27 protein-coding genes are annotated in these 26,591 nt (G+C 39.0%); 8 read left to right on the top strand and 19 right to left on the bottom strand.

Annotated elements, in window-relative coordinates; genetic code table 11:
- The first annotated feature begins 468 nt into the window (after window positions 1-468).
- Entirely contained in the window at window positions 469-948 is a 480-nt protein-coding gene (locus H5126_RS20565) for an RNA-binding protein (RefSeq protein ID WP_024596401.1), read from the top strand.
- Here H5126_RS20565 and murI read toward each other — a convergent pair.
- Both murI and H5126_RS20555 read right to left on the bottom strand, forming a co-directional pair.
- Window positions 911-1,711, bottom strand: a complete 801-nt coding sequence (murI, locus tag H5126_RS20560; protein ID WP_182696533.1) for a glutamate racemase — start codon at window positions 1,709-1,711, stop codon at window positions 911-913. The genes H5126_RS20565 and murI overlap by 38 nt on opposite strands.
- Window positions 1,712-1,776: 65 nt before the next feature.
- Window positions 1,777-2,916 (bottom strand): DUF5610 domain-containing protein, encoded by a 1,140-nt coding sequence (locus tag H5126_RS20555; protein WP_182721263.1) that lies wholly within the window; start codon window positions 2,914-2,916, stop codon window positions 1,777-1,779.
- A gap of 162 nt (window positions 2,917-3,078) precedes the next feature.
- Between H5126_RS20555 and trmA the strand changes: the two genes are divergently transcribed.
- Entirely contained in the window at window positions 3,079-4,176 is a 1,098-nt protein-coding gene (gene trmA / locus H5126_RS20550) for a tRNA (uridine(54)-C5)-methyltransferase TrmA (RefSeq protein ID WP_182197434.1), read from the top strand.
- A 65-nt stretch (window positions 4,177-4,241) separates the two neighbouring features.
- On the opposite strand, the gene H5126_RS20545 is transcribed toward trmA, so the two are convergent.
- The 4 genes from H5126_RS20545 to ccoG form a co-directional block, all read right to left on the bottom strand.
- Window positions 4,242-4,880 carry a thiol:disulfide interchange protein DsbA/DsbL gene (locus H5126_RS20545; protein ID WP_002962055.1) on the bottom strand — a complete coding sequence of 213 codons (639 nt, stop codon included), beginning with the start codon at window positions 4,878-4,880 and terminating at the stop codon, window positions 4,242-4,244.
- A gap of 16 nt (window positions 4,881-4,896) precedes the next feature.
- Entirely contained in the window at window positions 4,897-5,520 is a 624-nt protein-coding gene (locus H5126_RS20540) for a thiol:disulfide interchange protein DsbA/DsbL (protein WP_002962054.1), read from the bottom strand.
- A gap of 34 nt (window positions 5,521-5,554) precedes the next feature.
- Window positions 5,555-6,529: a serine/threonine protein kinase gene (locus tag H5126_RS20535; RefSeq protein WP_024596396.1), complete on the bottom strand. Its 975-nt coding sequence runs from the start codon at window positions 6,527-6,529 to the stop codon at window positions 5,555-5,557.
- Between the two features lie 85 nt (window positions 6,530-6,614).
- On the bottom strand, window positions 6,615-8,045 hold the full coding sequence (ccoG, locus tag H5126_RS20530) for a cytochrome c oxidase accessory protein CcoG (protein WP_002962052.1): 1,431 nt from the start codon (window positions 8,043-8,045) through the stop codon (window positions 6,615-6,617).
- Window positions 8,046-8,333: 288 nt separating this feature from the next.
- Between ccoG and H5126_RS20525 the strand changes: the two genes are divergently transcribed.
- Both H5126_RS20525 and H5126_RS20520 read left to right on the top strand, forming a co-directional pair.
- Window positions 8,334-8,693 carry a hypothetical protein gene (locus H5126_RS20525; RefSeq protein WP_002962051.1) on the top strand — a complete coding sequence of 120 codons (360 nt, stop codon included), beginning with the start codon at window positions 8,334-8,336 and terminating at the stop codon, window positions 8,691-8,693.
- A complete protein-coding gene (locus H5126_RS20520) occupies window positions 8,693-8,899 on the top strand; it encodes a hypothetical protein (RefSeq protein WP_002962050.1) in 207 nt (68 codons plus the stop codon). The genes H5126_RS20525 and H5126_RS20520 overlap by 1 nt, the downstream gene beginning before the upstream one ends.
- A 27-nt stretch (window positions 8,900-8,926) precedes the next feature.
- On the opposite strand, the gene H5126_RS20515 is transcribed toward H5126_RS20520, so the two are convergent.
- The 13 genes from H5126_RS20515 to gspC form a co-directional block, all read right to left on the bottom strand.
- Window positions 8,927-9,514: a UPF0149 family protein gene (locus H5126_RS20515; RefSeq protein WP_024596395.1), complete on the bottom strand. Its 588-nt coding sequence runs from the start codon at window positions 9,512-9,514 to the stop codon at window positions 8,927-8,929.
- 22 nt (window positions 9,515-9,536) lie between these two features.
- Window positions 9,537-10,295, bottom strand: a complete 759-nt coding sequence (locus H5126_RS20510; RefSeq protein WP_182716880.1) for a type II secretion system protein N — start codon at window positions 10,293-10,295, stop codon at window positions 9,537-9,539.
- Window positions 10,296-10,298: 3 nt separating this feature from the next.
- Complete coding sequence (gspM, locus tag H5126_RS20505) at window positions 10,299-10,772, bottom strand: type II secretion system protein GspM (protein ID WP_024596393.1); 474 nt, start codon at window positions 10,770-10,772, stop codon at window positions 10,299-10,301.
- Complete coding sequence (gene gspL, locus H5126_RS20500; protein WP_154904188.1) at window positions 10,769-11,977, bottom strand: type II secretion system protein GspL; 1,209 nt, start codon at window positions 11,975-11,977, stop codon at window positions 10,769-10,771. Before gspL ends, gspM begins: the two co-directional genes overlap by 4 nt.
- Complete coding sequence (gene gspK / locus H5126_RS20495; protein WP_182716879.1) at window positions 11,974-12,963, bottom strand: type II secretion system minor pseudopilin GspK; 990 nt, start codon at window positions 12,961-12,963, stop codon at window positions 11,974-11,976. Before gspK ends, gspL begins: the two co-directional genes overlap by 4 nt.
- A complete protein-coding gene (gene gspJ / locus H5126_RS20490) occupies window positions 12,956-13,606 on the bottom strand; it encodes a type II secretion system minor pseudopilin GspJ (RefSeq protein ID WP_076926096.1) in 651 nt (216 codons plus the stop codon). Before gspJ ends, gspK begins: the two co-directional genes overlap by 8 nt.
- Window positions 13,607-13,981 (bottom strand): type II secretion system minor pseudopilin GspI, encoded by a 375-nt coding sequence (gspI, locus tag H5126_RS20485; RefSeq protein ID WP_002962039.1) that lies wholly within the window; start codon window positions 13,979-13,981, stop codon window positions 13,607-13,609.
- Window positions 13,981-14,568 (bottom strand): Tfp pilus assembly protein FimT/FimU, encoded by a 588-nt coding sequence (locus H5126_RS20480; protein WP_182721262.1) that lies wholly within the window; start codon window positions 14,566-14,568, stop codon window positions 13,981-13,983. Before H5126_RS20480 ends, gspI begins: the two co-directional genes overlap by 1 nt.
- Window positions 14,569-14,617: 49 nt before the next feature.
- The gene (gene gspG, locus H5126_RS20475) at window positions 14,618-15,040 is read right to left on the bottom strand and encodes a type II secretion system major pseudopilin GspG (protein ID WP_002962036.1); all 423 of its coding nucleotides are present in this window, start codon (window positions 15,038-15,040) and stop codon (window positions 14,618-14,620) included.
- Between the two features lie 81 nt (window positions 15,041-15,121).
- Window positions 15,122-16,357 carry a type II secretion system inner membrane protein GspF gene (gene gspF, locus H5126_RS20470; RefSeq protein WP_170072979.1) on the bottom strand — a complete coding sequence of 412 codons (1,236 nt, stop codon included), beginning with the start codon at window positions 16,355-16,357 and terminating at the stop codon, window positions 15,122-15,124.
- Between the two features lie 2 nt (window positions 16,358-16,359).
- Window positions 16,360-17,925, bottom strand: a complete 1,566-nt coding sequence (gene gspE / locus H5126_RS20465; RefSeq protein ID WP_024605967.1) for a type II secretion system ATPase GspE — start codon at window positions 17,923-17,925, stop codon at window positions 16,360-16,362.
- On the bottom strand, window positions 17,918-19,981 hold the full coding sequence (gene gspD, locus H5126_RS20460; RefSeq protein ID WP_182721261.1) for a type II secretion system secretin GspD: 2,064 nt from the start codon (window positions 19,979-19,981) through the stop codon (window positions 17,918-17,920). The genes gspE and gspD overlap by 8 nt, the downstream gene beginning before the upstream one ends.
- A gap of 23 nt (window positions 19,982-20,004) precedes the next feature.
- Complete coding sequence (gspC, locus tag H5126_RS20455; RefSeq protein ID WP_024598237.1) at window positions 20,005-20,946, bottom strand: type II secretion system protein GspC; 942 nt, start codon at window positions 20,944-20,946, stop codon at window positions 20,005-20,007.
- Between the two features lie 210 nt (window positions 20,947-21,156).
- On the opposite strand from gspC, the gene hslR reads away from it, so the two are divergent.
- From hslR to H5126_RS20435, 4 genes are all read left to right on the top strand, one after another.
- Window positions 21,157-21,579, top strand: coding sequence for a ribosome-associated heat shock protein Hsp15 (gene hslR / locus H5126_RS20450; protein WP_024598238.1), 423 nt, complete (start codon window positions 21,157-21,159; stop codon window positions 21,577-21,579).
- 12 nt (window positions 21,580-21,591) lie between these two features.
- Window positions 21,592-22,437 (top strand): Hsp33 family molecular chaperone HslO, encoded by an 846-nt coding sequence (gene hslO / locus H5126_RS20445; protein ID WP_024598239.1) that lies wholly within the window; start codon window positions 21,592-21,594, stop codon window positions 22,435-22,437.
- Between the two features lie 267 nt (window positions 22,438-22,704).
- Window positions 22,705-24,243 carry a phosphoenolpyruvate carboxykinase gene (locus H5126_RS20440; RefSeq protein WP_076926092.1) on the top strand — a complete coding sequence of 513 codons (1,539 nt, stop codon included), beginning with the start codon at window positions 22,705-22,707 and terminating at the stop codon, window positions 24,241-24,243.
- A gap of 183 nt (window positions 24,244-24,426) precedes the next feature.
- Window positions 24,427-25,548 carry a PepSY domain-containing protein gene (locus H5126_RS20435; RefSeq protein ID WP_182721260.1) on the top strand — a complete coding sequence of 374 codons (1,122 nt, stop codon included), beginning with the start codon at window positions 24,427-24,429 and terminating at the stop codon, window positions 25,546-25,548.
- The last annotated feature ends 1,043 nt before the right edge of the window (window positions 25,549-26,591 follow it).

The raw sequence follows: 26,591 nt of genomic DNA, 5'->3' as shown, positions 1-26,591 counted from the left end.
GGCTGTTAGAACTCAATCTGTACGAGTGCCCACACAGATGATTGCTTTATATTGTTAAAGAACGTTTTGAGTCGCTTTAGCGTCTCAAGGGATGCGAATAATACACCCTTTATTTTTCGAGTCAATACTTTGTTTTAAATTTTCTTTTGGAAGATTTAAAACCGAAGTTTTATTTAACTCTGTGAGTAGTTCGTGCCTTGCTATGCTTCGGCGTTTCCCGTCTCAGTGGGGTCGCATTATAGGGAGATCCAAAAACAGATCAACCCTTTTTTTAGATCTTTTTACTGTTCGAACAAAAATAGAACAAAACCACGTAAAACCACATGAAAACCCCTCTAAGATGATGCTTTTTTATGCTCTTATTTATTATTTAATACAAATATCATTGCTATGTTTGATTTAGGCGTTAAGATAGCAAGTTCACAATGTTAAATTAATGTTTATTTCCTGTTTATTGGTAGATCTAAAATGAAATTACCCGATCAAAAATCTTTTATCTTCTCTGTTATTCTTGCTGTAGTTGGTTTTGTTGTTGTTGAGTTTGCTTTAGGCGGCTTAGCTTTAAACCCTGCATTACTATTTGGTGCTGGTTTATTAATTGGTGCGATTGCTATTGCTGCAATATCATCTGATGTGACTGAAGAAGCTGAAGTTAAAACAAAAACGCTTTATGTTGGTAACCTTCCTTATCGTGCAAACGAAGGTGTGGTTCGTGCATTATTTGAAGAACAAGGCAAAGTATTCAATGTTCGTTTATTAAAGGATAAGAATACTGGCAAACGTCGTGGCTTTGGTTTTGTTGAAATGGCGCAAGCTGATGCAGACAATGCAATTGCTAACTTGAACGATAGCGAGTTCCAACAACGTACTTTGAAGGTACGTGAAGCAAAACAAAAACAAGAAGATGATTCTAATGCTCTACGTACTGAGACGGATCAGTCAGTGTAACTAGCTTTACCGCTAGCTTATTGCTAAACACATCAGCCGTTGCATAATATTGCAGCGGCTTTTTTATGTCTGTTTGTTTATCCATACATAAGTTAAGTTGGTTAAGTAGGAAGTTGACTCTATTTGCTATCGCTACACCTGAATCAAGTAATTTTACATTCCCTTCAAAGTACTGACTAATCGGCCCTGCTAATATCGGAAAGTGCGTACACCCTAGTACAAGTACATCTATAGTTTTATCTATATGTAGTTCATCGAGTACTTGATACAACTTATTTGTATCTAAAGAGCCTGTAAAAAAGCATTCCTCAGCTAACGTTACTAATTCAACACTGCTATAAAGGTTAACGATTACATTACGTGCATGTTCAGCAATTAATGTTTTTGTGTATGAACTGGCGACCGTTGCCGGCGTGGCTAACAAGCCAATATGATTTGAGCGTGTTAATTCTGCCGCAGGCTTTATTGCTGGCACAACACCTACAATAGGAATATCCGTAATTTGGCGAACAGCGCTGAGTGCAGATGTAGAAGCTGTATTACACGCTATTACAATTAAATCGACGTTAAGCGTGTTGGCTTTGATGAAATGAATAAGTGAACATAATCGGTTAATTATAGTTTGTTGGGATTGAGCACCATAAGGTAGTAATGCATTATCCATAAAATAGCTGTACTGAGCATTGGGGATACTTTGCTTGATATGTTCAAGTACAGTAGTTCCACCAATACCTGAATCAAAGACCATTATATGCGCTGACAAACTACCGTTCCTACTTTACTTTAAGATCGGCAGTTTGCCATGAGGTTTTTATAAAAGAAAGTAGTTTAACTTTGCGTGGCTTCTAAATCAGTAAGCCTGTCGGCTGCTGAATTTAACTGATTAAGGTTTTCGAACATAGACTCTGTATAATCTACTAACTTATCTATTTGTTCCTGATCTTGATTTAACCATTGGAGAATGCCAGCTAGCTGATTTTGTAATCCAAGCTCACCCGCTTTTTCAAAAGCATTTTTAAGGTCGTCATTAAAAGGGGCTAACCCCTCTGCTACTTGTTTTTCTGGTGCTGGTTTATATCCTTCATAGCTTTTAACTGTTGCTATTGTTTTTGTTTGGCGTAAATCCATAGAAAAAGCCACCAGCTGATCGCTGTCTAAACTCAGCTCTTGCGCTTGTTCAAATGCTTCATCTAAATCACCACCAAAAAAGGTTTTACTTAAATCTTGTAAGTCTTCCATCATCGCATTAATAGCTTCTTGCTCTTGCTCGTTTAAGTCACCATTTACCGACATCGAAAATGATACCTGTCGAGATTGCGATGATGAGCTTGCAAACGACTCACTATTACTATTTTGCTGATAGCCACTTGCCGATTGAGATTCAAATGCATCAGCAAAGCTAATACTTACCTCATCGCCTTCTGCTGTAGTAAATTTATACTCTGCATTACTCGTCATACTGACGTATTGGGCCTGGCTTATATTTACGCTGGCAGGTTGTGGGTTAAATAACGACTCTTCAAACTTATCCAGCCCATTGTAAATTCCCTCTTTGGACTTATTAATGCCCTCTTCCATGTCACCATTAAATACGCCTGTACCTTTGAGTTCATCAACAGCGTCATCAATCCCTATTTGGACTCCTTTGCGCGCATCGCCTAGCATATCTTTGAGCTTTTCGTCATCAGCGCCGTTAGCTTTTGCTTTATTTACAGCACTACTTACAAAATCGAGTACGTTTTTTACTATTTCATCAAAATCAAATAGTGGTTTATCTGCTTTTTTTTCTGCGATAGGTAATCCAAGCTGCTCAGCCATTTTATCGCCAAGCACCTTTGCGGCCAACTCTCGGCCTCGTTGTTGATAGCTATCTTGAGGAGACGTAATTGTAGGTTGCTGTATATCAGCTTTATTATTGAATTTATTGATGTTGTTGTTTGGCGTAAAGCCATAATTACCTATTTTCATGATTCGTCTCCTAAGCGTGCGTAGTTTATTATCGGCTATAACAACAAAAACTAAAGTACAATGTTCAATAAAACAGCATAAATGCTAGCCAAAACTAGACAAATACGCAGCGCTCCCTACAATAGCGCCGATAAACAGATCTTAGATAAGGTAGTAGCGTTAATGGCAGTTATTAAAATAGATACCACACAGTACCAAGCGCAGTTAAGTGAAAAAGAGCAGCGAATTAGTACGCAGTTTCAACGTTTTGGTGTGGAGCAATTAGAAGTATTTAGCTCAGAGCCAACTAACTACCGCCAACGTGCTGAATTTAGAGTATGGCACGACGGTGATGATCTGTTTCACATTATGTTTGATCAACAAACAAAAGAAAAAATCCGTGTTGATACATTTGACCCAGCAGCGCCTCTAGTAGGTGAAATAATGCAGGTGATGATTGAAAATCTTAAGCCTTGTGAAATATTACGCCGTAAGTTATTTCAAATCGATTACCTATCAACGCTAAGCGGTGAAATTTTAGTAAGCTTGCTTTATCACAAACCACTGGATGATGAATGGTTAAGTGAAATTAAAGCACTGAAAGAAAAGCTTAGCAGTAAATACAAAATTGACTTTATAGGTCGTGCTCGCAAACAAAAAGAAGTACTAGGTGATGACTTTGTAACTGAACGTTTAACAGTTAATGGGCAAGAGCTTATTTATCAACAAGTAGAAAATAGCTTTACTCAGCCTAATGCAAAAGTAAATATTAATATGCTGGAGTGGGCACAAGATTTATGTAAACCACTTAAAAATGATTTACTAGAATTGTATTGTGGTAACGGTAACTTTTCAATTGCATTAGCAGGTTCTTTTAATAAAGTATTAGCGACGGAAATATCAAAATCATCTGTTCACTCTGCTCAATACAACATTGCTAAAAACAACGTAGAGAACTTAGATATTATTCGTATGTCTAGTGAAGAGTTTACTCAAGCAATGAATGGCGAGCGTACTTTCTCTCGTTTAGATGGTATTGATTTAAAAAGCTATGACTGCCAAACCATATTAGTTGATCCACCACGCGCGGGCATGGATGAATTAACGTGTGACTTAGTGGCTAACTACGAAAGCATAATTTATATATCCTGTAATCCTGAAACTCTTGAGCGTGACCTTGATCACTTAACACGTACGCATAACGTTAAGCGCTTTGCTATATTTGATCAGTTCCCTTATACGCATCACATTGAGTCGGGCGTTTTCTTACAGCGCAAATAAATACGTTCAGTAAACGTTACCCATAAAAAAAGCTCCTTAAGGAGCTTTTTTTGTTTTAGCTAAACTTACTTGTTAGCTAAGTAATTTATTAATTTGCTAATGTCTTCAGGTTTAGTAATACCCGACTCACGACCTAGGTTTAATTTGTACTTACCATTTACAATAAAGGTAGGTACGCCACGTAGTGCGCCTTTTTCTTTAAAGTAGTCTTGGTCGCGTTTCATTTTAGAGCTCAGCGTACGTACCGAGAAGCTTTTAAACAGCTTATCAAACTTATCACCATCAACGCCCTGCGCTACAAATATATCTTTTACATCTGCAAGCTCATTAAATTTAGCGCGCTTTGTATGGATATGATTAAAGATTGCAGAAATAATCTGATCTTTTTGTGGAAGCACTTCAGCTGTCGCCAGTGCTTGGCTCATCATCTGTTGGTTTTCTGGGTCACGTACACCTACAAAATCAACATGGCTCTTTTTAAATTTAACGTTTTTATCAAGCTTAGGCTTAAACTCACCAATTAGTGCTTCCATGTTATTACATGCAGGGCAGTAAAATGAGAAGAACTCTTTAACCTCTGGCTTTTTAGTTGCACGCTCAGAAACTACGTCGTAATGCACGCCTTCTTCATACGTTGCTGCAAAGCTTGTTGCTGCCATAGGAAGTAATATTGCAAGCAAACCTGCTTTAACTAATTTAATCATTATTATGCTCCGAAATTTATAGTGCTAATAAAAACGCTACTAACTCATCAAGTTCTTTTTGATTTTTGATGGTGTTGAGGTTTATTTTATATTTATCGTTAACAATAAAAGTAGGTACACCTGTAAGTGCGCCTAATTTTGAATATTTATTCTGTTTGTTTTGCATTGCTTGCTCAGCTGAAATAACAGGCATGCTTGCAATCTCTTGATCAAATGTTGCGCTATCAATACCATTTACTTCAAGTAATTTTTTAACGTCTTTCATTTCAGTTAATGGTGCACGTTGAACATGGATACTTTTAAAAATTTGATCGCTAATACTTTGCGCCTGACCATGCTGCTTAGCAATTAAGTAAGCAAAGCTTAAATTACTTTGTGCTTGTGGTGACACGCCACCTAAAAAGTTAACGTGGTTTTTAATAAACTCAGCGCCTTCTGGCAAGCCTTTTTCAATTGCTTTTGCTACTGGTTCAAACTTAAAGCAATGTGGACAGTAAAATGAGAAAAACTCAGTTACTTGCGGTGACTTGCTTTTGTCTACATCTATAACAGTGTATTGATTATCAACTTCAAACTGTGCAGCAAGTGCTGCAAATGGTAAACATAAAAGTAATAAACTCAGTTTTAATTTTTTAAGCATTTGTATCTCGTTGTACTTGTCTTTAAATAAAATATTACGGCAATAACTTTAACGGTGCTTCTTGCAATGCTGCAAGTTGCTCTTTCAGTGCTAAAATTTGTTGCTCCCAGTATTTGTCATCAGCAAACCATGTAAAGTTCCGCACAAAAGCAGGATCACTCCATCGTTTAGCTACCCATCCCATATAATGAATAATACGCATTGCTCGCAGCGGTTCAATTAATTTGAGTTGAGAGTGATCAAAATCACAAAACTCTTCATACGCATTTACAAGGGTGTCTAACTGTAACAGTTGCGTCGCTCTATCGCCACTGAGCATCATCCATAAATCTTGGATTGCAGGACCTTGGCGGCTGTCATCTAAATCAACAAACATTAGCGCATCACCTGCCCATAAAATATTACCAACGTGGCAGTCACCATGTAAGCGAATACTTTGCACATCTTTATACTGTTTTTGCGCCTGCTCTATCACTAAATCTAAAATAGTATAAAAAGCAGTATTTATTCCCATGGGCACTAAGTTACTTTTTTGAAGATGAACTTTGGCTGTATGCAAATACTCCTCGCAGGTAACTGTTGGCCTATAAGTAAAAGGTTTTGTTTTAGCTACTTGGTGCATACGGCCAATCAATCGCCCCATTACATCAAGCTGATCTAAATTATCAACCTCAAATAAACGCCCGCCTACACTTGGAAACAACACAAACAAATACCCTTCGTGTTCAAACAAGCTTTGCCCATTATATAAAATAGGGGCAACAACGGGTACTTCTGCATCCGCTAGTTCAAATGCAAAGTCATGCTCTTCTTGAATTTGCTCTTTACTCCAGCGCTCTGGGCGATAAAACTTCACTACGTAACGCAGGCCATCATCCGCTTTAAATTGGTACACTCTGTTTTCATAGCTATTGAGCGCTAATAAACCAGATTCGGCGTACACACCTACGCTTTCTATTGCATCGAGTATTAGATCAGGTGTTAAGTCAATAAAACTAAATTTACTCATACTCTTCTTATATAAAATAAAAGCGGGTTATATACCCGCTTTTGTTAATTGCTATATCAACTTACCTAATTAAGGTAAGTTGCGATTATCGCGCTTTAAAAAAGTTACTCGACTGCGATATTGTCTCATCCGGCTCATCTACCGGTGAAAGCACAAAGTTAAACTCAGTCATCGGCGCCTTCAAATCATAAGGGTCCATTACAAGTGACAATGGTACGTTATGAGATTCCCCTGCCTGCACAGTAAATGACTGCTTACCAATATACTTAAAGTTATCTAACCCTTGTACTTTAATATTAAAGGTTTGCTCGTACTGCGCTTTATTAATTACCTTTAATGTATAGGTGTTCTCTACTAAACCATCAAAATCGACACGATATAATTGGTTTCGGTCACGAATAATATCAAAGTCCATTGTTTTACGCAGTGCTATATTAGCGACAAGCGCTCCCGTAAGCACAACAAGTATGACCGTGTAACCAATAATTTTAGCTCGCAGTGGATTCGTTTTATTTTCTGGGGTTTCGAGATTTCGCTCTGTCGTATATGAAATAAGCCCACGCGGGTATTCCATTTTATCCATTACGCCATCACACGCATCAATACATGCACCACAGTTGATACACTCAGCTTGTAGCCCATTTCTAATATCAATACCTGTTGGGCACACTTGAACGCACAAGTTACAGTCTATACAGTCGCCTAGTTCTAAATCTTTATGGTCTACTTTACGTGAACGAGGACCACGGCTTTCACCTCGGCTTTCGTCGTACGTTACGGTGTATGTGTCTTTATCAAACATAGCTGATTGAAAACGAGAGTAAGGACAGATGTGTAAACACATAATTTCTCGCATCCAACCGGCATTACCATAAGTACATGCAGCAAAGAAAATAATACTGACTAGTGCATAACCGCCTACATCAAACGTTACAAAGTCAGGGAGTAACTCCCTTATTGGCGTAAAATAACCCACAAAAGAAATAGCGGTATACAACGAAAACAATACCCAACTAGTATGCTTTGCCGTCTTACGCCAAAACTTATCAAAATTCATGGGTCGTTGATCGAGTTTTTTACGTTGATTAGCCGTGCCTTCAAGCTTTTCTTCGAACCAAATAAAAATAAAAGTCCAAACAGTTTGCGGACATGTGTAGCCACACCACACCCGTCCATAGAAGGTGGTCACTAGAAACAACGCAAATGCTGCCAACATAAAAATAAACGCTAATATAGTAAAATCTTGAGGCCATAGCGTTAAACCAAAAATATTGTATTTTTGACCAATTAGATCAAACAGCACAGCTTGCTGGCCATTAAAATTAATCCAAGGTAGTAACATAAACGCAAGCAGGCCTAAGAAGCCAATGCGCTGTCTAAGTAATTGATGTAGACCTTTTACAGCACGCACATAAATACGATTTCGGGGATTGAACCTATCATCTTGACGGCTTAAATCCGGTTTTTGGATTTTCACCTCTACAGGGATATTCTTTACTTTAATTTGCTTGTCCATCGAAGTTCCTCAACGCCGCTTGGAAATAAAAATCCAGCAATACTCAAGTACTCTATACTTAAAGTTAGCAAGTTACTTGCTAGGCATATTTACTTTAATAAATTGCCTTCTCGAATACTTTCAGATATTTCAGAAATATCTGACTGCTGTTAACCATTATAACAATGTTGGTTAAAATTACTGGCATAGATTGCTAATAATTTATTCATCCCAGTTACTTGCTTTTAAAATGCAGTTTATTACACTGCATGGTAATTCAACCCTACTTAGATCAAGGTTTACGTATCCATGAAAAAATTTATTATTTTGGTAGTTGTGATCCTTGCCTTTTTTACAATCGATCACCCACTTATAAAAGAACCTCGCGAAAGGTTACTAGGTGAAGGCATTGGCTTTTTAAGTGATGCAAGCAAGGTCAACAGAAGCCCCGCTGCAAATATGGCGAAAAATAGGATCAGCAGTCAACTTAAACTATCTGAATCTGAAGGTGAGTATGTAGAAAAAACGTTTACAACAGATGACTCTGTTCAGTTATTTCACCTACGCTATTGTCGTGAGCGTGACTTAAACCTTTATTTTTATGACGACCGTTTAAATACGGTATGTAAAATAGTGACTGAAGCATTAGAGCAAAAGCGAGCAAAGTAGTGGATTTTTCAGGATTAAATAAAAAAGCAAGCGACTCATTTCATAAGCAGCGCAATATGCTCAAGCAATTAGCGCAAGGCAAAACATTAAAGTGTGAGAAGTGTAATGGGGTTTTAACACTTGATTTAGCCACCAGTGAACCTGGTAAAGGCATAGTAAAGTGCAAACAAGGCTGTACGGATATTATATTAGAGCTAGGCACTTAGATTAAACTAAGCGCCTAGCTCTAATAATTACTCTTCCCAACTCTCGTCGGTTATCAAGCCACTATTAATTGCGACCACTTCAATTAGTTCAGCAAACCCTAATGCAAAGTCACCCATAGATTCATACTGATACTGACACAAAGCTTCTATTGTCATGTTATTTTGTTTGGCAATCTGAGCTATTGCTAGCTGGTCGAGTGCAAAAAAGCTTAGTGTGCTTAACGCACTTTCTAATGCTTGTTTAAAATCAACGTCTAATTGCGGTGCATTTAACAAAGGTTCTGCATAAGCTTTCGTTGCAACTAAGAAGCCTTTACTCCACGACTTACAAAATTCAGCATCAAATGTGTCTGGTAATTTATATCCAGTTTCGAACACCTGCTCACTAATTTTGTGATAAAGCGCCATAAACAAAAAAAGCATTTCTTCATCTAAATCATTAGCTGTGTTTGGCAATATCTGCTCAAGCCACTCATGTACATCTAATGGGTTAGGCGAACAAATTACACCAAATAAATAGCCTTGGCTTTGTACAAGGGTCATTGCTTGAGATTGGGTATTTAAAAATGAGCTGAGCTGCTTTGCGTGCAACTCAGTAAATTGGGGTATTTGCATTAAAACTCTTTATATTAAAACATTAAAAGTTGAGCGGGTAGCGACCTTGGTTATCTGGTCGGCCTAAAAACTTAACCGCATCATGTACATCTTTAGGTAAGCTGGCATCTGGTTTTACATAACCTGCCACTCTAAAGTCGAAATTAGCTTTAAGTGTAGCATCGGCCTCAAGGCCAAGCGTATTATCTGGGTCAATTAATATAGCAACATCACCCGACTTACAGCTTAACTTACCTGCTAGAGGTCCAATATTAAACCATCCATTTAAGCCTTGAACATCAATATTAGGGCTCGCTATTTCACCTTTTAGTGAATCACAATAAGGTGCGCCTGAGCTGTATTCATCAAGTTCTAATATCACACGCCCTTTAGCGGTAACAGGCAGAGGAAGTTGCACACGTTGCATTGCACGCTCTACTGTTGAGCGCACTAGGGCATCAGTCACTATTACTTTTTTATTAAAAAACCCATAACTTATATCTGCGTAACCCGAAATATCACTGCGTTCTCGTGGATTACCAAATTTTATGTTCGCATTTAGTTTGCCTGTAAATAATTTCCAGCCCGCAATATCCCAACGCACATTATTTAACTGCTCACCATCAAAACGAACTTGCATCATTTGACCTTGCCAAACAGTGCCTACAGTTTGCCCAACTTCTAATTGCTTTGGAAAATACGGCTTTGCTATATCAAGCGCAATACTGGCTGGTAATTTAATAATACAAAACACAATAAAACTAATTAAAAAGACAGCCGATAACGTTATTATTTTTTTCATTAATTAATTCTCTAATACTAAACGGCTTACGCGCACATAGCCTGATTTATCATCGCGACTTAAATCTAAATTTTCAATTTTTAAACCATGCTGATTTACTAGCTCATCTAGCCATTCTATTAACTGATTAAACTCTACTGAGTCGAGCGTCAAACGAAGTGAATCACTACTGGGCTGCATTTTACTAATATTGATTTTATAGCGTCCACGAGTAGAGTTTACCACTTGGCTTAAGTTTGTATTGCTAGCAACACTGGTGTTGCCTGCAGCCTTTAGCTTAACAATACTGTCATCAACCCAAGCTAATAGCTCTTGTTGTTTAATTTGAGATTGCTGTGCTTTTTCTATCGCGTTATTTAATGGCCTAAATATTCCCATTACTAAAACAAAAATAATAAACACACCACCAGCGACCATTACCAATTGTTGTTCTTGCTCTTTAAGCGAACGCCACTGTTTCATTAACTGCTTTTTCATACTGCACCTCGCAGTTTAATTTCACCTACGACATAATCACCGTCATTATTTAAAGACCCTTGCTCAACAGTTAAACCTTGCTTTTCAAGTATGATTTTTACTTTACCAAAAGTTTGGAAGTCTTTAGCCCGTGCACGAATGCGCAGCTCATTGCGACGTTTGTCATAACGAAGTGTTTCAGGTGTAAATTCGCTGACTTGCGAAAATACATCAACCAAATTAGTCGTTAAGTCTAAAAAGCCGGATTCACTTGAGCCTTGTATTTTATCTAACGCGCCTTTAATTTGGCTTTTAATTAGATTAGGGCGAACTTTAGTCCCCGGAAATGCTTTTTGATATCTGTCGACTACTTGAGCTTTAGCTACTTCTACTTGTGTATTAAGTTGGTGTAACTCAATGGCTTTTATTGTAATTGTAGAAACCAATGCAACACTTGCTATAATTGCGGCGCCTTTCCAGTAACCCCACCACAAAGCGCTTTGTTTTTTAAGCTGATACATACCTTGGCGTAAGTTAAAATTAACGCTATCTAACTGTTTTGCAAATAATGCTAAAGGTAAGTCGTAATCGCTTGTTTGGGCTTGTAAGTTAACGCTTTCAGGAAACTGATTAGCAGGACTAAAATGTTTAATGTCGGGGTTACCCATGGCTGATAAATAGCCATTCAACCAACTAGATTCAACCGCACTAATATGCCATTGCCCTTGCTTAAACAACCATTGGTTGTTGAGCTCAATAGCAGTTACGGCGCCATCATCTGCAAGCGGTAGCAACAAAGCATCGGGTAATATTCTGTATACTGATAGATTATGCTCAGCAAATAATGCAAGCCATTGTTCAAACCATTCACGGTCTGTCATTGCTACACGAATTGCATGTTGCTCACCAAGCATTGTCGGCTGCGCTACAGCTATAAACAGTTCATCTACGTCACATGCTATATCTTCTTCAAGCATGTATGGCAATGCTTGCTCAAGCTTGCGATTCCATTTTGTTGGCAAAGCGACCGTTTTTAATTGCACTTGATCACTGGGTAATAACACGACAACTTCTCGGGTAAGTGCTTTTTCGCTTAGCTCACTTAAATGCTCTGCATTTGGTAACTCGCCACTGGCTATTATTTCTTGTTCTTGTGGTGAGTAAATTAACCAGTTAAGTAATTCTTGTTCGGTTTGACCCGTGCGGATCAACAGTATTTCTGTCACTGTACGCCTCCAAATTTTCGCGCCAGTATCGTTACGTCGCCATCTTTAGCGTGCAGTAATGTGGTCATCGAAAAACGCAGGTCGACAAAGTTTGCCTGCGTTTGTAATTTAAAATATTCGCTTTTAATACTAAATAGACTTTTTATTGAGTCAGTATTAGTACCGCCTTGCTGCTTCACCTGTTCAAAAAATTCATCGATGGTGTCAAAGCCAGTTTGCGGTCTTGCGCCTAACACCGCTTCTGCGCCAGATAAGCTTAAGCTTTCTATCAAGGCACTGAGTATGAGCGCTTGCTCTGGCAATAATGTATTTACGTTAATTGATAAAAGCGTACTGCCTGGTATTACGCATACATATGGCAATACTTTTTCCATCACTAATGGGTTAAAGCCCTTAACTAAACGCAGCTCCGATGTTGATGCAAATAAACTATTGGCTGTCATATACGGAAAATCTCGTGATAAATATTCGTCTTCTTCTGCACCTGAGCGATACGTAATACTGTTCTCATCAAGCCAATCAAATACACTATCTGCCATCGTCTCTTCTGATTCGTCAGCAGGTAAATCTTCAATGTTTTCAAGTAATGCAAAGAGTGCTTTGTGTGCAGGGTTTGTTTTACTTGCGCTATTTTCTTCTGGCGCTATGGCTAAAGCATTTAAATTTAAACATGCTTGTAAATCTGTAATTTTGCCACTTAACGTGCCGTTATCAACAGGGTATGAAGCATCTCCTTGAGTTGCCCACACTTGATCGAGTGTTGTTTTATCGGCATCATCTTTTTTGCTTTGTATTAGCCCTTTAATAGCAAGCTCTTCTGCACCGTAGGCGTACCATTTAGCTTGTTGGTGACCTTGCAAGTTTGTACTTTTTTGCACTTGAACCATTAAATTAGCACTCATTTCTACTGCTAAAATAGCCGCTAATGCCACAATAAACAAAACAATAACAAGTGCTGCGCCGCGCGATGATTTCTGCTTAACCATTATCCACGCTCGTATCTTGTGTTGTGCTTGGTGGAGCAACAACCTTGCCCTGCCCTGGTACTAAAAATACTCGACGAATCGGCTCTGCTTTTATTTGTTGCAACGTAACAGCAACCGCTTTAGGGAGAGCTTTAATTTCCCATTGTTCTTGCCATTCGTTTTTATCATCCAAAAACTCAAACTTAAGCTCTTCAATATTTTCCAGTACACGTTGAACCCGCGGCTCCATATTATCAAGCTGATCAACATAAACCCGATAAACACGCTCAAGGTTATCGTCAATCACTCTATAACCAACAGCTTGTAGTTCTGAACGTGGCAATAAATTTATCGGATTTATCCAACCATCTCGTACAAACGCAATACCATCGTACTGGCTTTCTAAAACATAACGACCAGCCAATAAGTATTGCTCTTGAACATCGCCCGACTCATTGCGAACTGCGCGTTTGGTCATTTGGCTAAAATCTTGATCCATCAACCTAAATGTTGTTTGCAATCCATTTAGCTCAGTAATTTTTTCATCTGAGGCATCTTTTGCTCTTGTTGTCGTCTCGAGTATTTGATGAGTAGCAATAATAACAAAAGCTAAAATACCCAGTGCAACCATAACTTCAAGTAATGTAAACCCGCGCTGCTTCACTTACTTTTTGCCTTTATTTAAATACGTTGATAACTCATATGCTGAATGCTCATATTTTTCATCCGTAAAAACATTTATGGTTAGTTTTACAAAGCTTTTGTCAGCAGTGGCTGTAACTTCTTGCTGCCAAAACCATTCAACACCGCCCATTACTTCGCTGCCTTTAAGGTTATTTTTACCTTGCCATTGTTCGCCTTTAGTACGCTGTTCAATAATAACGTTTTCGGCGACCCAAGATGCATAGGTTTGCTCTTCAATAGTCGTTAAGTGGTGTATATGCTCGCTTGTTGCTTGCATTGCAGCTATACCCGCCATGGCACAAATACTTAATGCCACTAACACCTCTAATAAGGTAAACCCTTTAGTGCGCTTCATTATTCTGGCTCTCGGCGAAAGTTTACTGGTGCAGTAAATTCACCTTCAATGTAATACACAGGCTCGCTTTGCTCTTTTAACTCTAATATAAGTTGAAACGCGCTTACCTCACCTGATGACAAAATAAGTACTTGTGGGATTTTTAACTTTTTAAGCTCAAGTAAACTGTCTTCATCGCCGCCACTCATAAGCTCGCGCCAGTTAGATTGCTCTAAGAGGTTATCTTGCGCCCACGCTAAATCTTCTAAGTTAAGAGTGAGCTTTAATCTTTCGTCTAATTCTATTGGTTTAAAAAGATCTTCACGGTCAAAAGTAATCCACTTTTCACCATCGAAAACTAAGTATTCTAGCGTGTTGTCTTCAACTAACAATCCCAATTCAACTTGGTTTAAAATAGCAAATTCCGATGCCATATTAATGGTGGTATGCAGCCTTAGTGCTTGAGTATCTAACTCCTCCTCAGCACCGCCTTCTAAGCTATATACCACCATTTTGGTGGCAAAAGCGATGATCACTAATACCACTAAAATTTCTATTAAACTAAAGCCTCTGCTTTTTGCATGGCGCTGCTTAAGGCTTGCTTTCATAGCAAGCCTCTAGCATTAACATGTTCATACAGAACGGTGTACTTAGGCATTATTGTTTTTCTTCGTCCCAGTTACCGATATCGTCATCAGTACCTGCTTCACCGTCTGGGCCCATAGAAAAAATATCAAACTTGCCAATTTCACCTGGGCTAATTAACTGATAAGTATTACCCCAAGGATCTTCTGGTAATTCATTAATAAAGCCACCATCAGGGAAACGTTTTGGAACCGGTTCAATGCTTGTTTGGGTAACTAGCGCTTCAAGACCTTGCTCTGTGCTTGGGTAGCTCTTATTTTTAAGCTTGTATAAGCTCATTGCATCTTCTAATTGCTGGATATCTAGATGTGCTTTATCAATAGCAGCCTCTTCTTGCTGACCCATAATGTTAGGTGCAACAATTGACATAATCATCCCGATGATAACCAGTACCACCATCACTTCTAGTAAAGAAAAACCTGATTGTTTATTCACGTAATTACCTCATTATTCTAAAAACATTAAGTAAAAATGGTTTAGGTAAAACCACTAATATATTTAAAAATTTATTCTAACTTAAAGTCCAACAGCTTTATTCATCGCCATTATTGGCTGTAATATTGCCATTACTATAAATAATACAATAACCGCCATTGAGGCGATCATCGCAGGCTCTAGTAGTTTAAGCGATACATTAACCATGCTCTCAAATTCGCGATCTTGATTATTTGCAGCACGCTCTAACATTTGCTCTAGTTCACCTGATTTTTCACCACTTGCTATCATATGCAGCATCATTGGTGGAAACAACTTAGTTTGCTGAAGTGCAGCTCTTAAGCTTGCACCCTCACTCACTCTGTCGGATGCATCTGCAACCGCTTTTTTAATTTTTTCGTTAATTAATACGCCACCCGAGATACGCATTCCTTCAAGTAATGGTACCGAGCTTGACGATAAAATACTTAAAGTACGCGCAAAACGTGCGGTGTTAATACCACGAGCCACTTTACCTATACCTGGCATATGTAGCACTCGGTCATCCCACCAAAAACGTATTTTAGGCTGCTTAAGTGCATGCTTAATACCAATGGCTATAGCTGTAATAGCTATTAAACTAATAAACCAATAATTTTGCACAAAATGACTGCCTGCCATAACCCATTCGGTTGTCCAAGGAAGTACTTGCTTCGTTTTTTCAAACGTTTTTAATATTTTTGGTACCACCGTACCCAGTAATACCGACACAATACCAATTGCAAATACCACTAAAATAATAGGGTAAACCATAGCCTGAGTTATTTGGCTACGCATATGTTGGCGCTGCTCGGTATAGTCGGCTAAACGATTAAGTACTTGATCAAGGTGGCCCGACTTTTCGCCTGCGGCTACCATTGCACGATATAAGTCGTCAAAAACATGAGGAAACTCACTAAGACCATCGGCAAGGGTGTAACCTTCAACTACTTTTGAACGTACCGACATAAGCATACGCTTTAAACGCGGCTTTTCACATTGTTCAGCAACAGCCATAACTGCGCCTTCAACAGGGAGTGCCGATTGTATCAATGTTGCTAATTGGCGGGTTATAAGCGCTAAGTCTGAGGTTGAAATTGTTGGTTTAAAAAAGCCACCGAATAAAGGGGCTTTTTCACCTTTGACTTGTTTGTCACTTTGCGCCGCAGGGATAACTTCAAGCGGCGTTAATTTTTGGTCACGCAAAGTTTGGCGAATTTGTTTAGCTGTATCGGCCTCTAAAATGCCTTTTTTTTCTTTACCTCGGCCATCTAAGGCACGGTATTCAAACGCCGCCATAGTTAGCCTTCCTCACGGGTAACACGCAATACTTCTTCAAGTGTTGTTTTACCTGCAAGTACACGGCTACACCCATCTTGGCGAATACTTGGGCTGCGCTTACGAATGTATTTTTCTACGCTTTGCTCGCCTTTACCGTTGTGAATCATTTCGCGTATGGTTTCATCAACTACAAGTAACTCGTGAATACCGGTACGACCACGGTAACCATTAAAGTTACACTCTTCACACCCCACCGCTCGGTAGATTGTAGGTTGGCTTTCAAAAGGAGTACCTAACAACTGGCATTCATGCTCATCAGCCGTGTGACCTTCTTTACAGGTATTACATAACGTACGTACTAAACGCTGTGATAACACACCGAGTAACGACGATGAAAGTAAGAATGGTTCAACACCCATATCTTCCATACGTGTAATTGCACCCGATGCAGTATTAGTATGCAGAGTAGACATAACAAGGTGACCGGTAAGTGACGCTTGAACACCAATTTGCGCAGTTTCTAGGTCGCGTATTTCACCCACCATTACTACATCAGGATCTTGACGTAATATTGCACGTAAACCACGAGCAAATGTCATATCAACTTTTGCATTAACTTGAGTTTGGCCTATGCCTGGAATTTCGTACTCTATCGGATCTTCAACAGTAAGAATGTTACGATCGCGTGAGTTAATTTGACTCATACCAGCATATAGGGTGGTACTTTTACCAGAACCTGTTGGTCCTGTTACTAAAATAATTCCGTGAGGTTTACTAATTAAATCTGAAAACAATGCACGATTTTCTGCAGTCATACCTAAGTCTTCTAGGTTTAAACGCGCGTTATTTTTATCAAGTAAACGCAGCACCACACGCTCACCAAAGCTCGATGGCATTGTTGATACACGCACATCAACTGCACGTCCGGCAATACGTAAACTAATACGGCCATCTTGTGGGATACGTTTTTCGGCTATATCAAGCTTAGCCATTACTTTAATACGAGATACAAGTAACGACGCAAGTTTCCGATTAGGCTTAAGGACTTCTTTAAGTACGCCATCTACCCTAAAGCGAATAACAAGCTCTTGCTCGAAGGTTTCGATATGAATATCAGAAGCCCCTTCTTTAATCGCTTCGCTAAGCATGGCATTAATAAGCTTGATGATTGGCGCGTCATCGTCACCAGCAAGTAAATCTTCAGTTTGTGGGAGCTCATCAGCAAGTGAAAATAAGTCAACCTCGTTGCCAATATCTTCCATCATTTGTTGCGTTTCAGAGCTATCACGTTGGTATGACGCTTCAAGCAATAGCTCAAACTTATCATCAGCCAATTGCTCAAGTGTAAAACCATGGCCTGCGATACGACGTACTTCTAATAGTACTTCCACATCTAGCTCACCACGGTAGTAAACTATACGGTGATCTTTATTTTTGCCAAGTAACACACCTGCACGTTTTGCATACGAAAACGGCAAACGCTTTGCTGGTAACTCAACTAATACATCACTCGTTAATAGCTCATCCTGATTATGCGTTTGAGGATGAACCACATCTTGGTTTATCTCTTGAATCGCATTAGTCATCTTTACGCTCTTGTGCATTTTGTTTACGTAGAGACTCTTCATACGTAGGTGGAAGTACTAATTCGTCATTCCACTCAGGTAAAATAGGCGTATCAGTCATTGGCATTAACTCAATACCGTCTTCTTTTTGTTTAAACTGCTCACCACGAATAAAGTTATATTTATTAAAGCTTAACTTATTCATGCTTACACCATCACGAATAATGGTTGGTCGAATAAACACAATAAGATTACGCTTACGGCGTGTTGTGTTTGTTGATCTAAACAGGTGACCTAAAATAGGGATATCGCCTAATAACGGTACCTTAGAAACACTTTCTTGTACGTCTTCGTCAATTAAACCGCCAAGTACAACCATACCGCCATCATCGGCCATAACCGTTGTTTTGATTGCACGTTTATTAACTGAAATATCAACAGCAGTTGCACCACTTACACTCGATACTTCTTGCTCAATAGTAAGTTGTACTGCAGAGCCATCGTTAATCTGTGGCGTAACTATCAGTTTAATACCGACTTCTTGACGCTCAACTGTTTGAAATGGGTTAGCATTATTACTGCCCGTTTGTGAGCCTGTAATAATAGGCACTTCTTGACCGACTAAAATAGAGGCTTCTTCGTTATCCATTGTAGTAATAGAAGGGGTAGCCAATATATTTGAATTTGTATCAGTGGCAACAGCCTGAATAATTGCGCCCCAATCATTTTTAACAACGCCCAGCGCTAAACCATTAATGCCACTCAGCAATGAAGCAAGCGCATCATAATCACCCTCAGTCGTTTCGTCATAACTAGTAACGGTTCCAGTTTCTGTACCAATGATAGTTTTAGTTACGGTTGTATCTTGTGCTTGCTCTGCAGCAACAGCTAATGAACCCACGGGAACCGTAGTACCATTGTTAAATTGCAACATACCGCCCTGCTCAGAAATCCACTGCAGGCCTAAGTTAACCCCGTCGCCTTCCATTACTTCAATAATAATGGCTTCTACAAGTACTTGTGCACGGCGAATATCAAGACGTTCAATTACAGATTCAAGTGATCGCATTGTGTCTGGCTGTGCGGTAATAATTAATGAGTTTGAATCTGGGTGAGCTTCTATACTGCTTTCGTTGTTACTTCTGCTACGAGTCTTAGTGGTACCGCCTTGTGCATCTTCAACAAGTGACTTACTTACGCCTTGCAGTACTTTTACTAAATCTTCAGCTTTAGCATAATTTAGGTAAAACACTTTGGTATTACCTTGGCTTTCTAATTCGCCATCTAAGCGCTTAATAAGCTCTATGGCACGTGTACGTGCTTGGCCTTCACCACTTACAATAACGCTATTAGTTCGGCCATCTGCGACTACTTTTGGAATTAAAAACTCAGGTACGCTGCCTTTGCCGCTGTCTTTATAAATATTGTCTACCACAGAGACAACATCATCTGCTGTTGCATATTTAAGCTTAACAATGTCTACACGCTTATCACCCGCCTGATCAACAGAGCGAATAATCTCAACTAAGCGATTAACCGATGCAGCATGCCCCGTTAACATCATTACGTTAGCCGCATTAAAGTTAGCAACATGGCCGCCATCTTTTTGATCGCTAAATTGACGAACTAAAGGGCCTAGTTCTTGTACGCTTACATTTTTGACACGTACAACACGTGTAATCATCATATCGCCGCTAGCTTCGTTACCTTCGGTAATAAGTGGCACATTTGATTTTTTGGCGTCTGAACTTTTTTCTATCTTAATTATGCCATTGTCCATTTCAACAGCTGAGTAGCCATAAACTTCCAATACATTTAAGAAGAACTGGTAATAAAGCGCTTCGTCCATTAACTCATAACTGCGAACATTTACTTTGCCGCGCACGTTAGGGTCAATAATTACTGTTTTATTGAGATTTTTACCAACAATATTAATAAACTCGTTGATATCAGTGCCTTTAAAGTTAGCAGCATATTCAACAGCAGAAACAGACAAAGAAATACTTGCCGCCAAAAAAAGTGCCGCGTACTTAGCTAACCCTTTTTTAATTTTTTTGAGGTGTAGCACCTGAACCATTATATTAAAACTCCAAAGCTAAATTATTGCAGACTAAATTGCACATCAATTTGTTCACCATCACGTTCTATAGTGATATTGGCATCTGTACTATTACGCAGCTCGTTAATAGCTGACATAGCCTGTTTTAAATCTGTTAATTGATAGCCATTTATAGAAATAGCCAAATCGTTATTTTTTAATCCCATTTGCTTAAACAGTTCAGGTTCTTTACCTGGACTTAAGCGATATCCAATTAGTTCACCATCATTCATAGCCTGTGAAACACGTATATAGTCAAATAACTTGCCCGGTTCTTCGAGTAACTCTTCACGTGTTTCTATAATTGCTTCTTTAACGTCTGGGTCTGCAGTGGCGTCTATTTGTAATTCACTTGGCTCTAATTTTTGCGGACCCATTTCGGCATCGTCACGCGCAGCGAGTACAGGCATAGATACTTTTTTACTAAAATCGAGCCCATCAAGCATTAATGTTTCAAAACCTCCATTAATACCTAAAATAACACGATCAGGCAGTATCTGCGCTACTTCAGCGCGCGTGCCAAGTACAACTTCTTCAACAAGGTAGCTTACTTGCTTACCTTGTGATTCAATAATTGCTATGCCTGCTTGGTCATCATTATTAACAGCTACAATACCGGTTAAATTAATACTTAGGCGTGTTTCTGGCGCATTATTTATAACCTGCGATTGTTTTGCAGTATTATTGTTGTTTGTTACAGTTTTTTTACCAAATAAAAATTGCTCAATAATATGCTGCGCTGAGTTATTACTCGCACCAGATGGCTGATTAGCATAATGAGTAGGAGTAAGTAGAGTTACTGGTGGTTTCGGCCATAAAAGCCAGACAAGCTTTGATAATAAAAATGCAAGATAAACAACAACTAACAGTGTCACTAATGCACTTAATTTAGCATGCGGTAACCGCGTTAAAAATTGTTTTAGTTGTTGGATTTGCTGTTCCATAAATAGTGTTCTTATTTTAATTTACTGCGTTAGCGCGTACCCATAGTACCCTTTCATTTTTCTTTCAACAAGCACACTAATATTAAACTTTGTAAACAGATTAAATTAACTTTACATAGTAGTACAAAAAGTAAACGGCTGTTGTAATACCTTCATCCTACGATGATTTCATGATAAATTTTAAGCTATAAAAACGTGGGGAAATGCCTTATGAGTAAAAAAAGTAATGCTAATACCAACTCAGACCATGCAGATGAGTTAAAAGTTCGATTAGATAAATGGTTATGGGCTGCACGATTTTATAAAACTCGTGCTGTTGCACGTGAAATGGTGCAAGGCGGCAAAGTACATTATAATGGCCAACGTACAAAAGCGAGCAAAATAGTAGATGTTGGTGCAAAAGTAAAACTTGCTCAGGGTGTAGATGAAAAACTGATAACTATACTCACAGTGCTTGAAAAACGTCAAAGCGCCCCCATTGCACAGACCATGTATCAAGAATCTGATGCAAGTATTGCTAAACGCGAAGAAAACAGCATCGCACGCAAAAATAACAGTTTTTTTGCTCCTCATCCGGATAAAAAACCAGATAAAAAGCAAAGACGCGAACTTTTAAAAATGAAATCAAGTTAGGTATAGCCACTCATGCAACAAGATTTACTTCACCGTTATTTATTCAACGAACTAGATGTTCGTGGCGAACTCGTACAAATCGAGAATGCTTATAATGAAATGATTGCCGACCACAATTACCCTGCCCCTGTTAAAGCATTACTAGGTGAGCTACTTGTTGCAACCTGTTTACTAACCGCAACTTTAAAGTTTGAAGGTGAAATTGCAGTACAGCTTCAAGGTGATGGCCCTGTCAAATATGCTGTTATAAATGGTGATGACAAACAAAACATGCGTGGTATTGCACGCCTGCAAAGCGAAATTACGGGTACAACTGTAAAAGAGCTTATTGGCCAAGGCTATATGGTGATCACTATTACACCAAGTAAGGGTGAACGTTACCAAGGTATAGTGCCCTTAGAGCACGATACTCTGAGTGAATGTATAGAAAGTTACTTTGAGCAATCAGAGCAATTAAAGACACGTCTTTGGTTTGCAACCGACACAACTGAAGGTAGCGCAAAAGCATGTGGTCTATTTTTACAAGTACTCCCAGTTGATAAACAAAAATCAATTGAAGACTTTGCGCACTTAGAAGCATTAAGTAACACCATTAAAGATGAAGAGTTGTTACATCTTGATGCAAATACAGTCCTTACACGTCTTTACCACGAAGATAACCCTCGTGTATTTGAGCCTCAAGCGATTAAATTCAAATGCGGTTGTAGTCGTGATAAAACAATTACTGCACTTGTTAATATTGGACAAGAAGAACTACTTAAAGACGTAACCGAAAAAGGGTCTGTTAATATTAACTGTCATTACTGTTTAAAAGAGTATGTTTTTAACGAACAAGATATAAAAAGCATTTTCAACTAAATATTCAGTTTCATCTATATATAGTAATTAAAGCCGCATAATATGCGGTTTTATATTATAAAAAGATGATACCGGTGTCATCTTTTCTGCTAATTTCATGACACCGGTATCATTGAAATTATTCATGTTTTTTCTTAAATATATGTGTTTTTAGAGGCTTTACGGGCTCGAATATCTTAAAACCTTCTGTTACTATAATTTCAGTTTAAGGGCACTGATAACCCCAGAGCTATCCGTTCAAACTCTCACACATAGTTAGGTATAAACATGACTACAGGCGCTACACGTTTTGTCGATTTAACCGCAGCTGAACTTGTCGAGCATGCGATCCGCCGTGGCGAAGGTACTTTAGCCGCAAATGGTGCTTTTGTTGCAATTACAGGAAAACGAACTGGTCGTTCACCAAAAGATCGTTTTATTGTACAAGAAGCTACAACTCAAGATGACATTCAATGGGGCAATGTTAACCGCCCATTTGATGCAGACAAATTTGACGCTTTATGGGCTCGCGTAGAAGCACATGTTCAAAGTAATGACCACTTCACCTCTCACCTAGAAGTTGGCGCAGACCCTGAGCATTATCTACCTGTAGTCGTAACTACAGAAACAGCGTGGCACCATATTTTTGCCAAAAACATGTTTATCGAACCGCAAAACTATAACGCTTCAAACTTACCGCAATGGCAAGTAATGAATGTTCCTTCGTTTGTATGTGAGCCAGAACGTGATGGCACAAATAGCGATGGCACCGTCATTATTAACTTTGCACAGCGTAAAGTATTACTAGCTGGTATGCGTTACGCCGGTGAAATGAAAAAATCGATGTTTTCTGTGCAAAACTTCCTACTACCAGCAAAAGGTGTATTACCAATGCACTGCTCTGCTAACGTTGGTGAAGCAGGCGATACAGCATTGTTCTTCGGTTTATCTGGTACAGGTAAAACAACGCTTTCAGCAGATCCAACTCGCTTTTTAATTGGTGATGACGAACACGGTTGGGCACCTGGCAGCGTGTTTAATATTGAAGGCGGTTGTTATGCTAAGTGTATCGACCTGTCACAAAAGAATGAGCCTGTAATTTGGAATGCTATTCGCTTTGGCACTATTTTAGAAAATGTAGTGTTAGATGAAAAAGGCATTCCAGATTTTAACGATACTAGCCTTACTCAAAATAGCCGTGCAGCATATCCACTTGAACACGTTGAAAAACGTAAAGTAGAAAACCGCGCAGGCGAACCAAAAGCTGTTGTATTTTTAACTTGTGATGTAAGCGGTGTATTACCACCAGTTTCTATACTTAGCGAAGAAGCTGCTGCTTTTCACTTTTTAAGTGGATACACAGCAAAAGTTGGCTCTACTGAAATTGGCTCTACTAGCGATATTGAATCAACATTTTCGACATGTTTTGGCGCACCATTCTTCCCACGCCCTGCTGGTGTTTACGCTGAGCTTCTTATGAAGCGTGTACGCGAGTTTGGCGCTAAAGTGTACCTTGTGAATACAGGTTGGACTGGCGGCCCTTACGGCACAGGTAAACGTTTTGATATTCCAACTACTCGTGCAGTAATTGATGCAATCGTATCTGGTAAATTAGCGGGTGTTGAAACTCAGCACATTGATGTTTTAAACCTAGATGTACCGGTAGCCGTTCCTGGTGTAGATACTAACTTACTTAACCCAATCAATACTTGGGAAGACAAAGCTAAGTACAATGAATATGCAGCAAAACTAGCCGCTGACTTCACTGAAAACTTTGCTAAGTACGACGTATCAGACGATATAAAAAATGCAGGGCCTAAAGCTTAAATAAGCTTCAAGATTGTATTTTAACGCCAGCCTAGAGCTGGCGTTTTTACTTCTTAAATAATTAATTTAATAAGTGCGACAAAATGCCGCACGAATCATATCAAAAACCATATAATATACCGCGTAATTAATCATTCCTTAATGCCCAATAAACCTGCATTACTCATTACGGCTATTTAATTAATGACACTAAAGCTTTCATGGCGAAAAACATTCAGGCGGTTACATTTATACTTAGGCCTATCAGTAGGTGTTTTACTTACTATTATCACTCTTTCTGGCTCTATATTAGTTTACTATCCGCAAATAGACTTACTGCTAAATCCAGCAAATGACGCTACTACAAACATAAAAACGCCTAATTGGGATCAAGCATATAATACGCTAAGAGCCAATTTCCCTTCAAAGCAAGGGCCATGGCGATTAGAAAACACAGGTATAAACTCAGTAATTCCCGCGCGATACTACAATCCAACAGAAACAAAAGAGCAAGGCTTTGCCCCCTTAATGGTATGGCTATCTAGCAGTAGTGATAAAGTAATACGTAAAAACTATTGGGGAAAATACTTAGTAACTTGGATGTACAACTTACATTTTTCATTACTAACAGGAGCAACGGGCACTCTCGTCCTTGGCTATATAGGCATAGCCTCAATAGTTCTTCTTATCTCTGGATTCTTTGCTTGGTTTCCAAAGCCTGGGCAGTGGGTAAAGGCACTAAAATTTAAATCTCGTAGCTCTAAAATAGGTTTGCTATACGACTGGCATAAACTAATTGGCTTAACCTTCTGCATACCGCTACTAGCTTTAACTGTTACAGGTGTTATGCTCGCTATTCCAAAACAAACAGATCCTATATTAACCGCTCTAGTTAGCGATATAAACTCCCCACCAAAAACACAAATTCAACCGAGCAAACAAACCGATATTTCTTTATCAGAAGCGGTATTAATAGCTGAAAAAGCATTACCGAATGCGCGTTTAGCTTGGATCGAAACACCATCAGACTTAAATGCTATTTACAGATTAAGATTTCAAACTGTAAACGATCCTTCGTATCGCTTTCCACATAGCTATATAGAGGTTAATGCACTTACAGGAAAGTTAGAGAGCGTGTTTAATATAGATAAGCAAAGTACGGCTAGTAAAATAAAAAACTGGATACACCCTCTACATGACGGCAGCATTGGCGGTAACATTTTAAAAGTCATTTGGGTGTTAAGTGGCTTCGGATCTGCTGCATTGTTCATTATCGGCGTATATAGGTGGTTAGTTAGAACCAAGAGAATACAAAATAAACTTTAGCTGAAGGAGTACATGAATTGCTTTTCAGTAAGTCTTGTCGATAGTTTTCTAATATAAAGTATATGGCCTTCGTTAATCTTAGGATTAAAAATTAATAACGCTCAGTACATATGAAATTAAAGCAGCCCCTAACCGCCTATCATGCTATAAAACAATTAATGAAGGGTAGTTTATACTGCAAGTTTAGATAGGCACTCCATGAACACTATTATTTAAAAACCACATGCCCATTAGATTTAAGTTCTATGCGTAAACCTCTGTATCAACCTCTGCCTAACTATTTTTATTCTCTTCAGTAACCTACCCAAAGCGTATATAAAAGCTTAAAGGTCATGTTCAATACTTATCACAAGACCAGATAATTAACGCTTTTATATTAGGTCAGATGTTAAACCAATTGGTATTATTTACCCACAGTACAAATGCTAGCACTCATTATCGAGCGGAGGTTTTTTTATGCTTTTGACGTCGGGAGTCGCTACGCTCGCCCGACCTGCGTGATGATGTTGATATGAGTGTGTGTTAACTGCGCGTAGTTCACTTTTCTGCAGACGTAAAAAGGCCCAACTATTTCTAGTCGGGCTCTCTACAATTTGAAGCTTGGTGGTGTCGTAGTGCCCACAGCGGTAGAAAGTCACATAGCAAATGCTACACTATCGTTGGCCGGGGCTCGCCTTCGAGCTGTTTCGTTTCACTACTGAGTTCGGCATGGGTTCTTGGCTATTTATTAAATCCCAGATAGCAAAAAACCCGTCACATTGCTGTAACGGGTTTCTTTAATTTGAAGCCTGGTAATGTCGTAGTGCCCACAGCGGTAGAAAGTCACATAGCAAATACTACACTCTCTTTGTGTCGGGAGTCGCTACGCTCGACCTACCTACGTGATGGGGGGTGCTGTGAGTGTGTGTTAATTGCGCATATTTCACTTTTCTGCAGACGTAAAAAAGCCCGACTATTTCTAGTCGGGCTCTCTACAATTTGAAGCCTGGTAATGTCCTACTTTCACATAGCAAATGCTACACTATCATCGGCGCTGTTTCGTT

This window comes from Pseudoalteromonas sp. SG45-3 (assembly GCF_014164075.1).
In the GTDB taxonomy this organism is placed as follows: Bacteria; Pseudomonadota; Gammaproteobacteria; order Enterobacterales; family Alteromonadaceae; genus Pseudoalteromonas; species Pseudoalteromonas distincta.
This window is presented reverse-complemented; position numbering and strand designations above follow the sequence as displayed.

What these genes read in the sequence shown, in the direction of transcription:
- gspE (WP_024605967.1), bottom strand. Translation starts at nt 17,925, where the DNA reads ATGACTAATGCGATTCAAGAGATAAACCAAGATGTGGTTCATCCTCAA.
- hslO (WP_024598239.1), top strand. Translation starts at nt 21,592, where the DNA reads ATGCAACAAGATTTACTTCACCGTTATTTATTCAACGAACTAGATGTT.
- H5126_RS20545 (WP_002962055.1), bottom strand. Translation starts at nt 4,880, where the DNA reads ATGATTAAATTAGTTAAAGCAGGTTTGCTTGCAATATTACTTCCTATG.
- H5126_RS20555 (WP_182721263.1), bottom strand. Translation starts at nt 2,916, where the DNA reads ATGAAAATAGGTAATTATGGCTTTACGCCAAACAACAACATCAATAAA.
- gspD (WP_182721261.1), bottom strand. Translation starts at nt 19,981, where the DNA reads ATGGTTCAGGTGCTACACCTCAAAAAAATTAAAAAAGGGTTAGCTAAG.
- H5126_RS20540 (WP_002962054.1), bottom strand. Translation starts at nt 5,520, where the DNA reads ATGCTTAAAAAATTAAAACTGAGTTTATTACTTTTATGTTTACCATTT.
- gspF (WP_170072979.1), bottom strand. Translation starts at nt 16,357, where the DNA reads ATGGCGGCGTTTGAATACCGTGCCTTAGATGGCCGAGGTAAAGAAAAA.
- gspC (WP_024598237.1), bottom strand. Translation starts at nt 20,946, where the DNA reads ATGGAACAGCAAATCCAACAACTAAAACAATTTTTAACGCGGTTACCG.
- hslR (WP_024598238.1), top strand. Translation starts at nt 21,157, where the DNA reads ATGAGTAAAAAAAGTAATGCTAATACCAACTCAGACCATGCAGATGAG.
- gspM (WP_024596393.1), bottom strand. Translation starts at nt 10,772, where the DNA reads ATGAAAAAGCAGTTAATGAAACAGTGGCGTTCGCTTAAAGAGCAAGAA.
- H5126_RS20440 (WP_076926092.1), top strand. Translation starts at nt 22,705, where the DNA reads ATGACTACAGGCGCTACACGTTTTGTCGATTTAACCGCAGCTGAACTT.
- H5126_RS20535 (WP_024596396.1), bottom strand. Translation starts at nt 6,529, where the DNA reads ATGAGTAAATTTAGTTTTATTGACTTAACACCTGATCTAATACTCGAT.
- H5126_RS20515 (WP_024596395.1), bottom strand. Translation starts at nt 9,514, where the DNA reads ATGCAAATACCCCAATTTACTGAGTTGCACGCAAAGCAGCTCAGCTCA.
- H5126_RS20510 (WP_182716880.1), bottom strand. Translation starts at nt 10,295, where the DNA reads ATGAAAAAAATAATAACGTTATCGGCTGTCTTTTTAATTAGTTTTATT.
- trmA (WP_182197434.1), top strand. Translation starts at nt 3,079, where the DNA reads ATGGCAGTTATTAAAATAGATACCACACAGTACCAAGCGCAGTTAAGT.
- H5126_RS20565 (WP_024596401.1), top strand. Translation starts at nt 469, where the DNA reads ATGAAATTACCCGATCAAAAATCTTTTATCTTCTCTGTTATTCTTGCT.
- gspK (WP_182716879.1), bottom strand. Translation starts at nt 12,963, where the DNA reads ATGGTTAAGCAGAAATCATCGCGCGGCGCAGCACTTGTTATTGTTTTG.
- ccoG (WP_002962052.1), bottom strand. Translation starts at nt 8,045, where the DNA reads ATGGACAAGCAAATTAAAGTAAAGAATATCCCTGTAGAGGTGAAAATC.
- H5126_RS20480 (WP_182721262.1), bottom strand. Translation starts at nt 14,568, where the DNA reads ATGAAAGCAAGCCTTAAGCAGCGCCATGCAAAAAGCAGAGGCTTTAGT.
- gspI (WP_002962039.1), bottom strand. Translation starts at nt 13,981, where the DNA reads ATGAAGCGCACTAAAGGGTTTACCTTATTAGAGGTGTTAGTGGCATTA.
- H5126_RS20525 (WP_002962051.1), top strand. Translation starts at nt 8,334, where the DNA reads ATGAAAAAATTTATTATTTTGGTAGTTGTGATCCTTGCCTTTTTTACA.
- H5126_RS20435 (WP_182721260.1), top strand. Translation starts at nt 24,427, where the DNA reads ATGACACTAAAGCTTTCATGGCGAAAAACATTCAGGCGGTTACATTTA.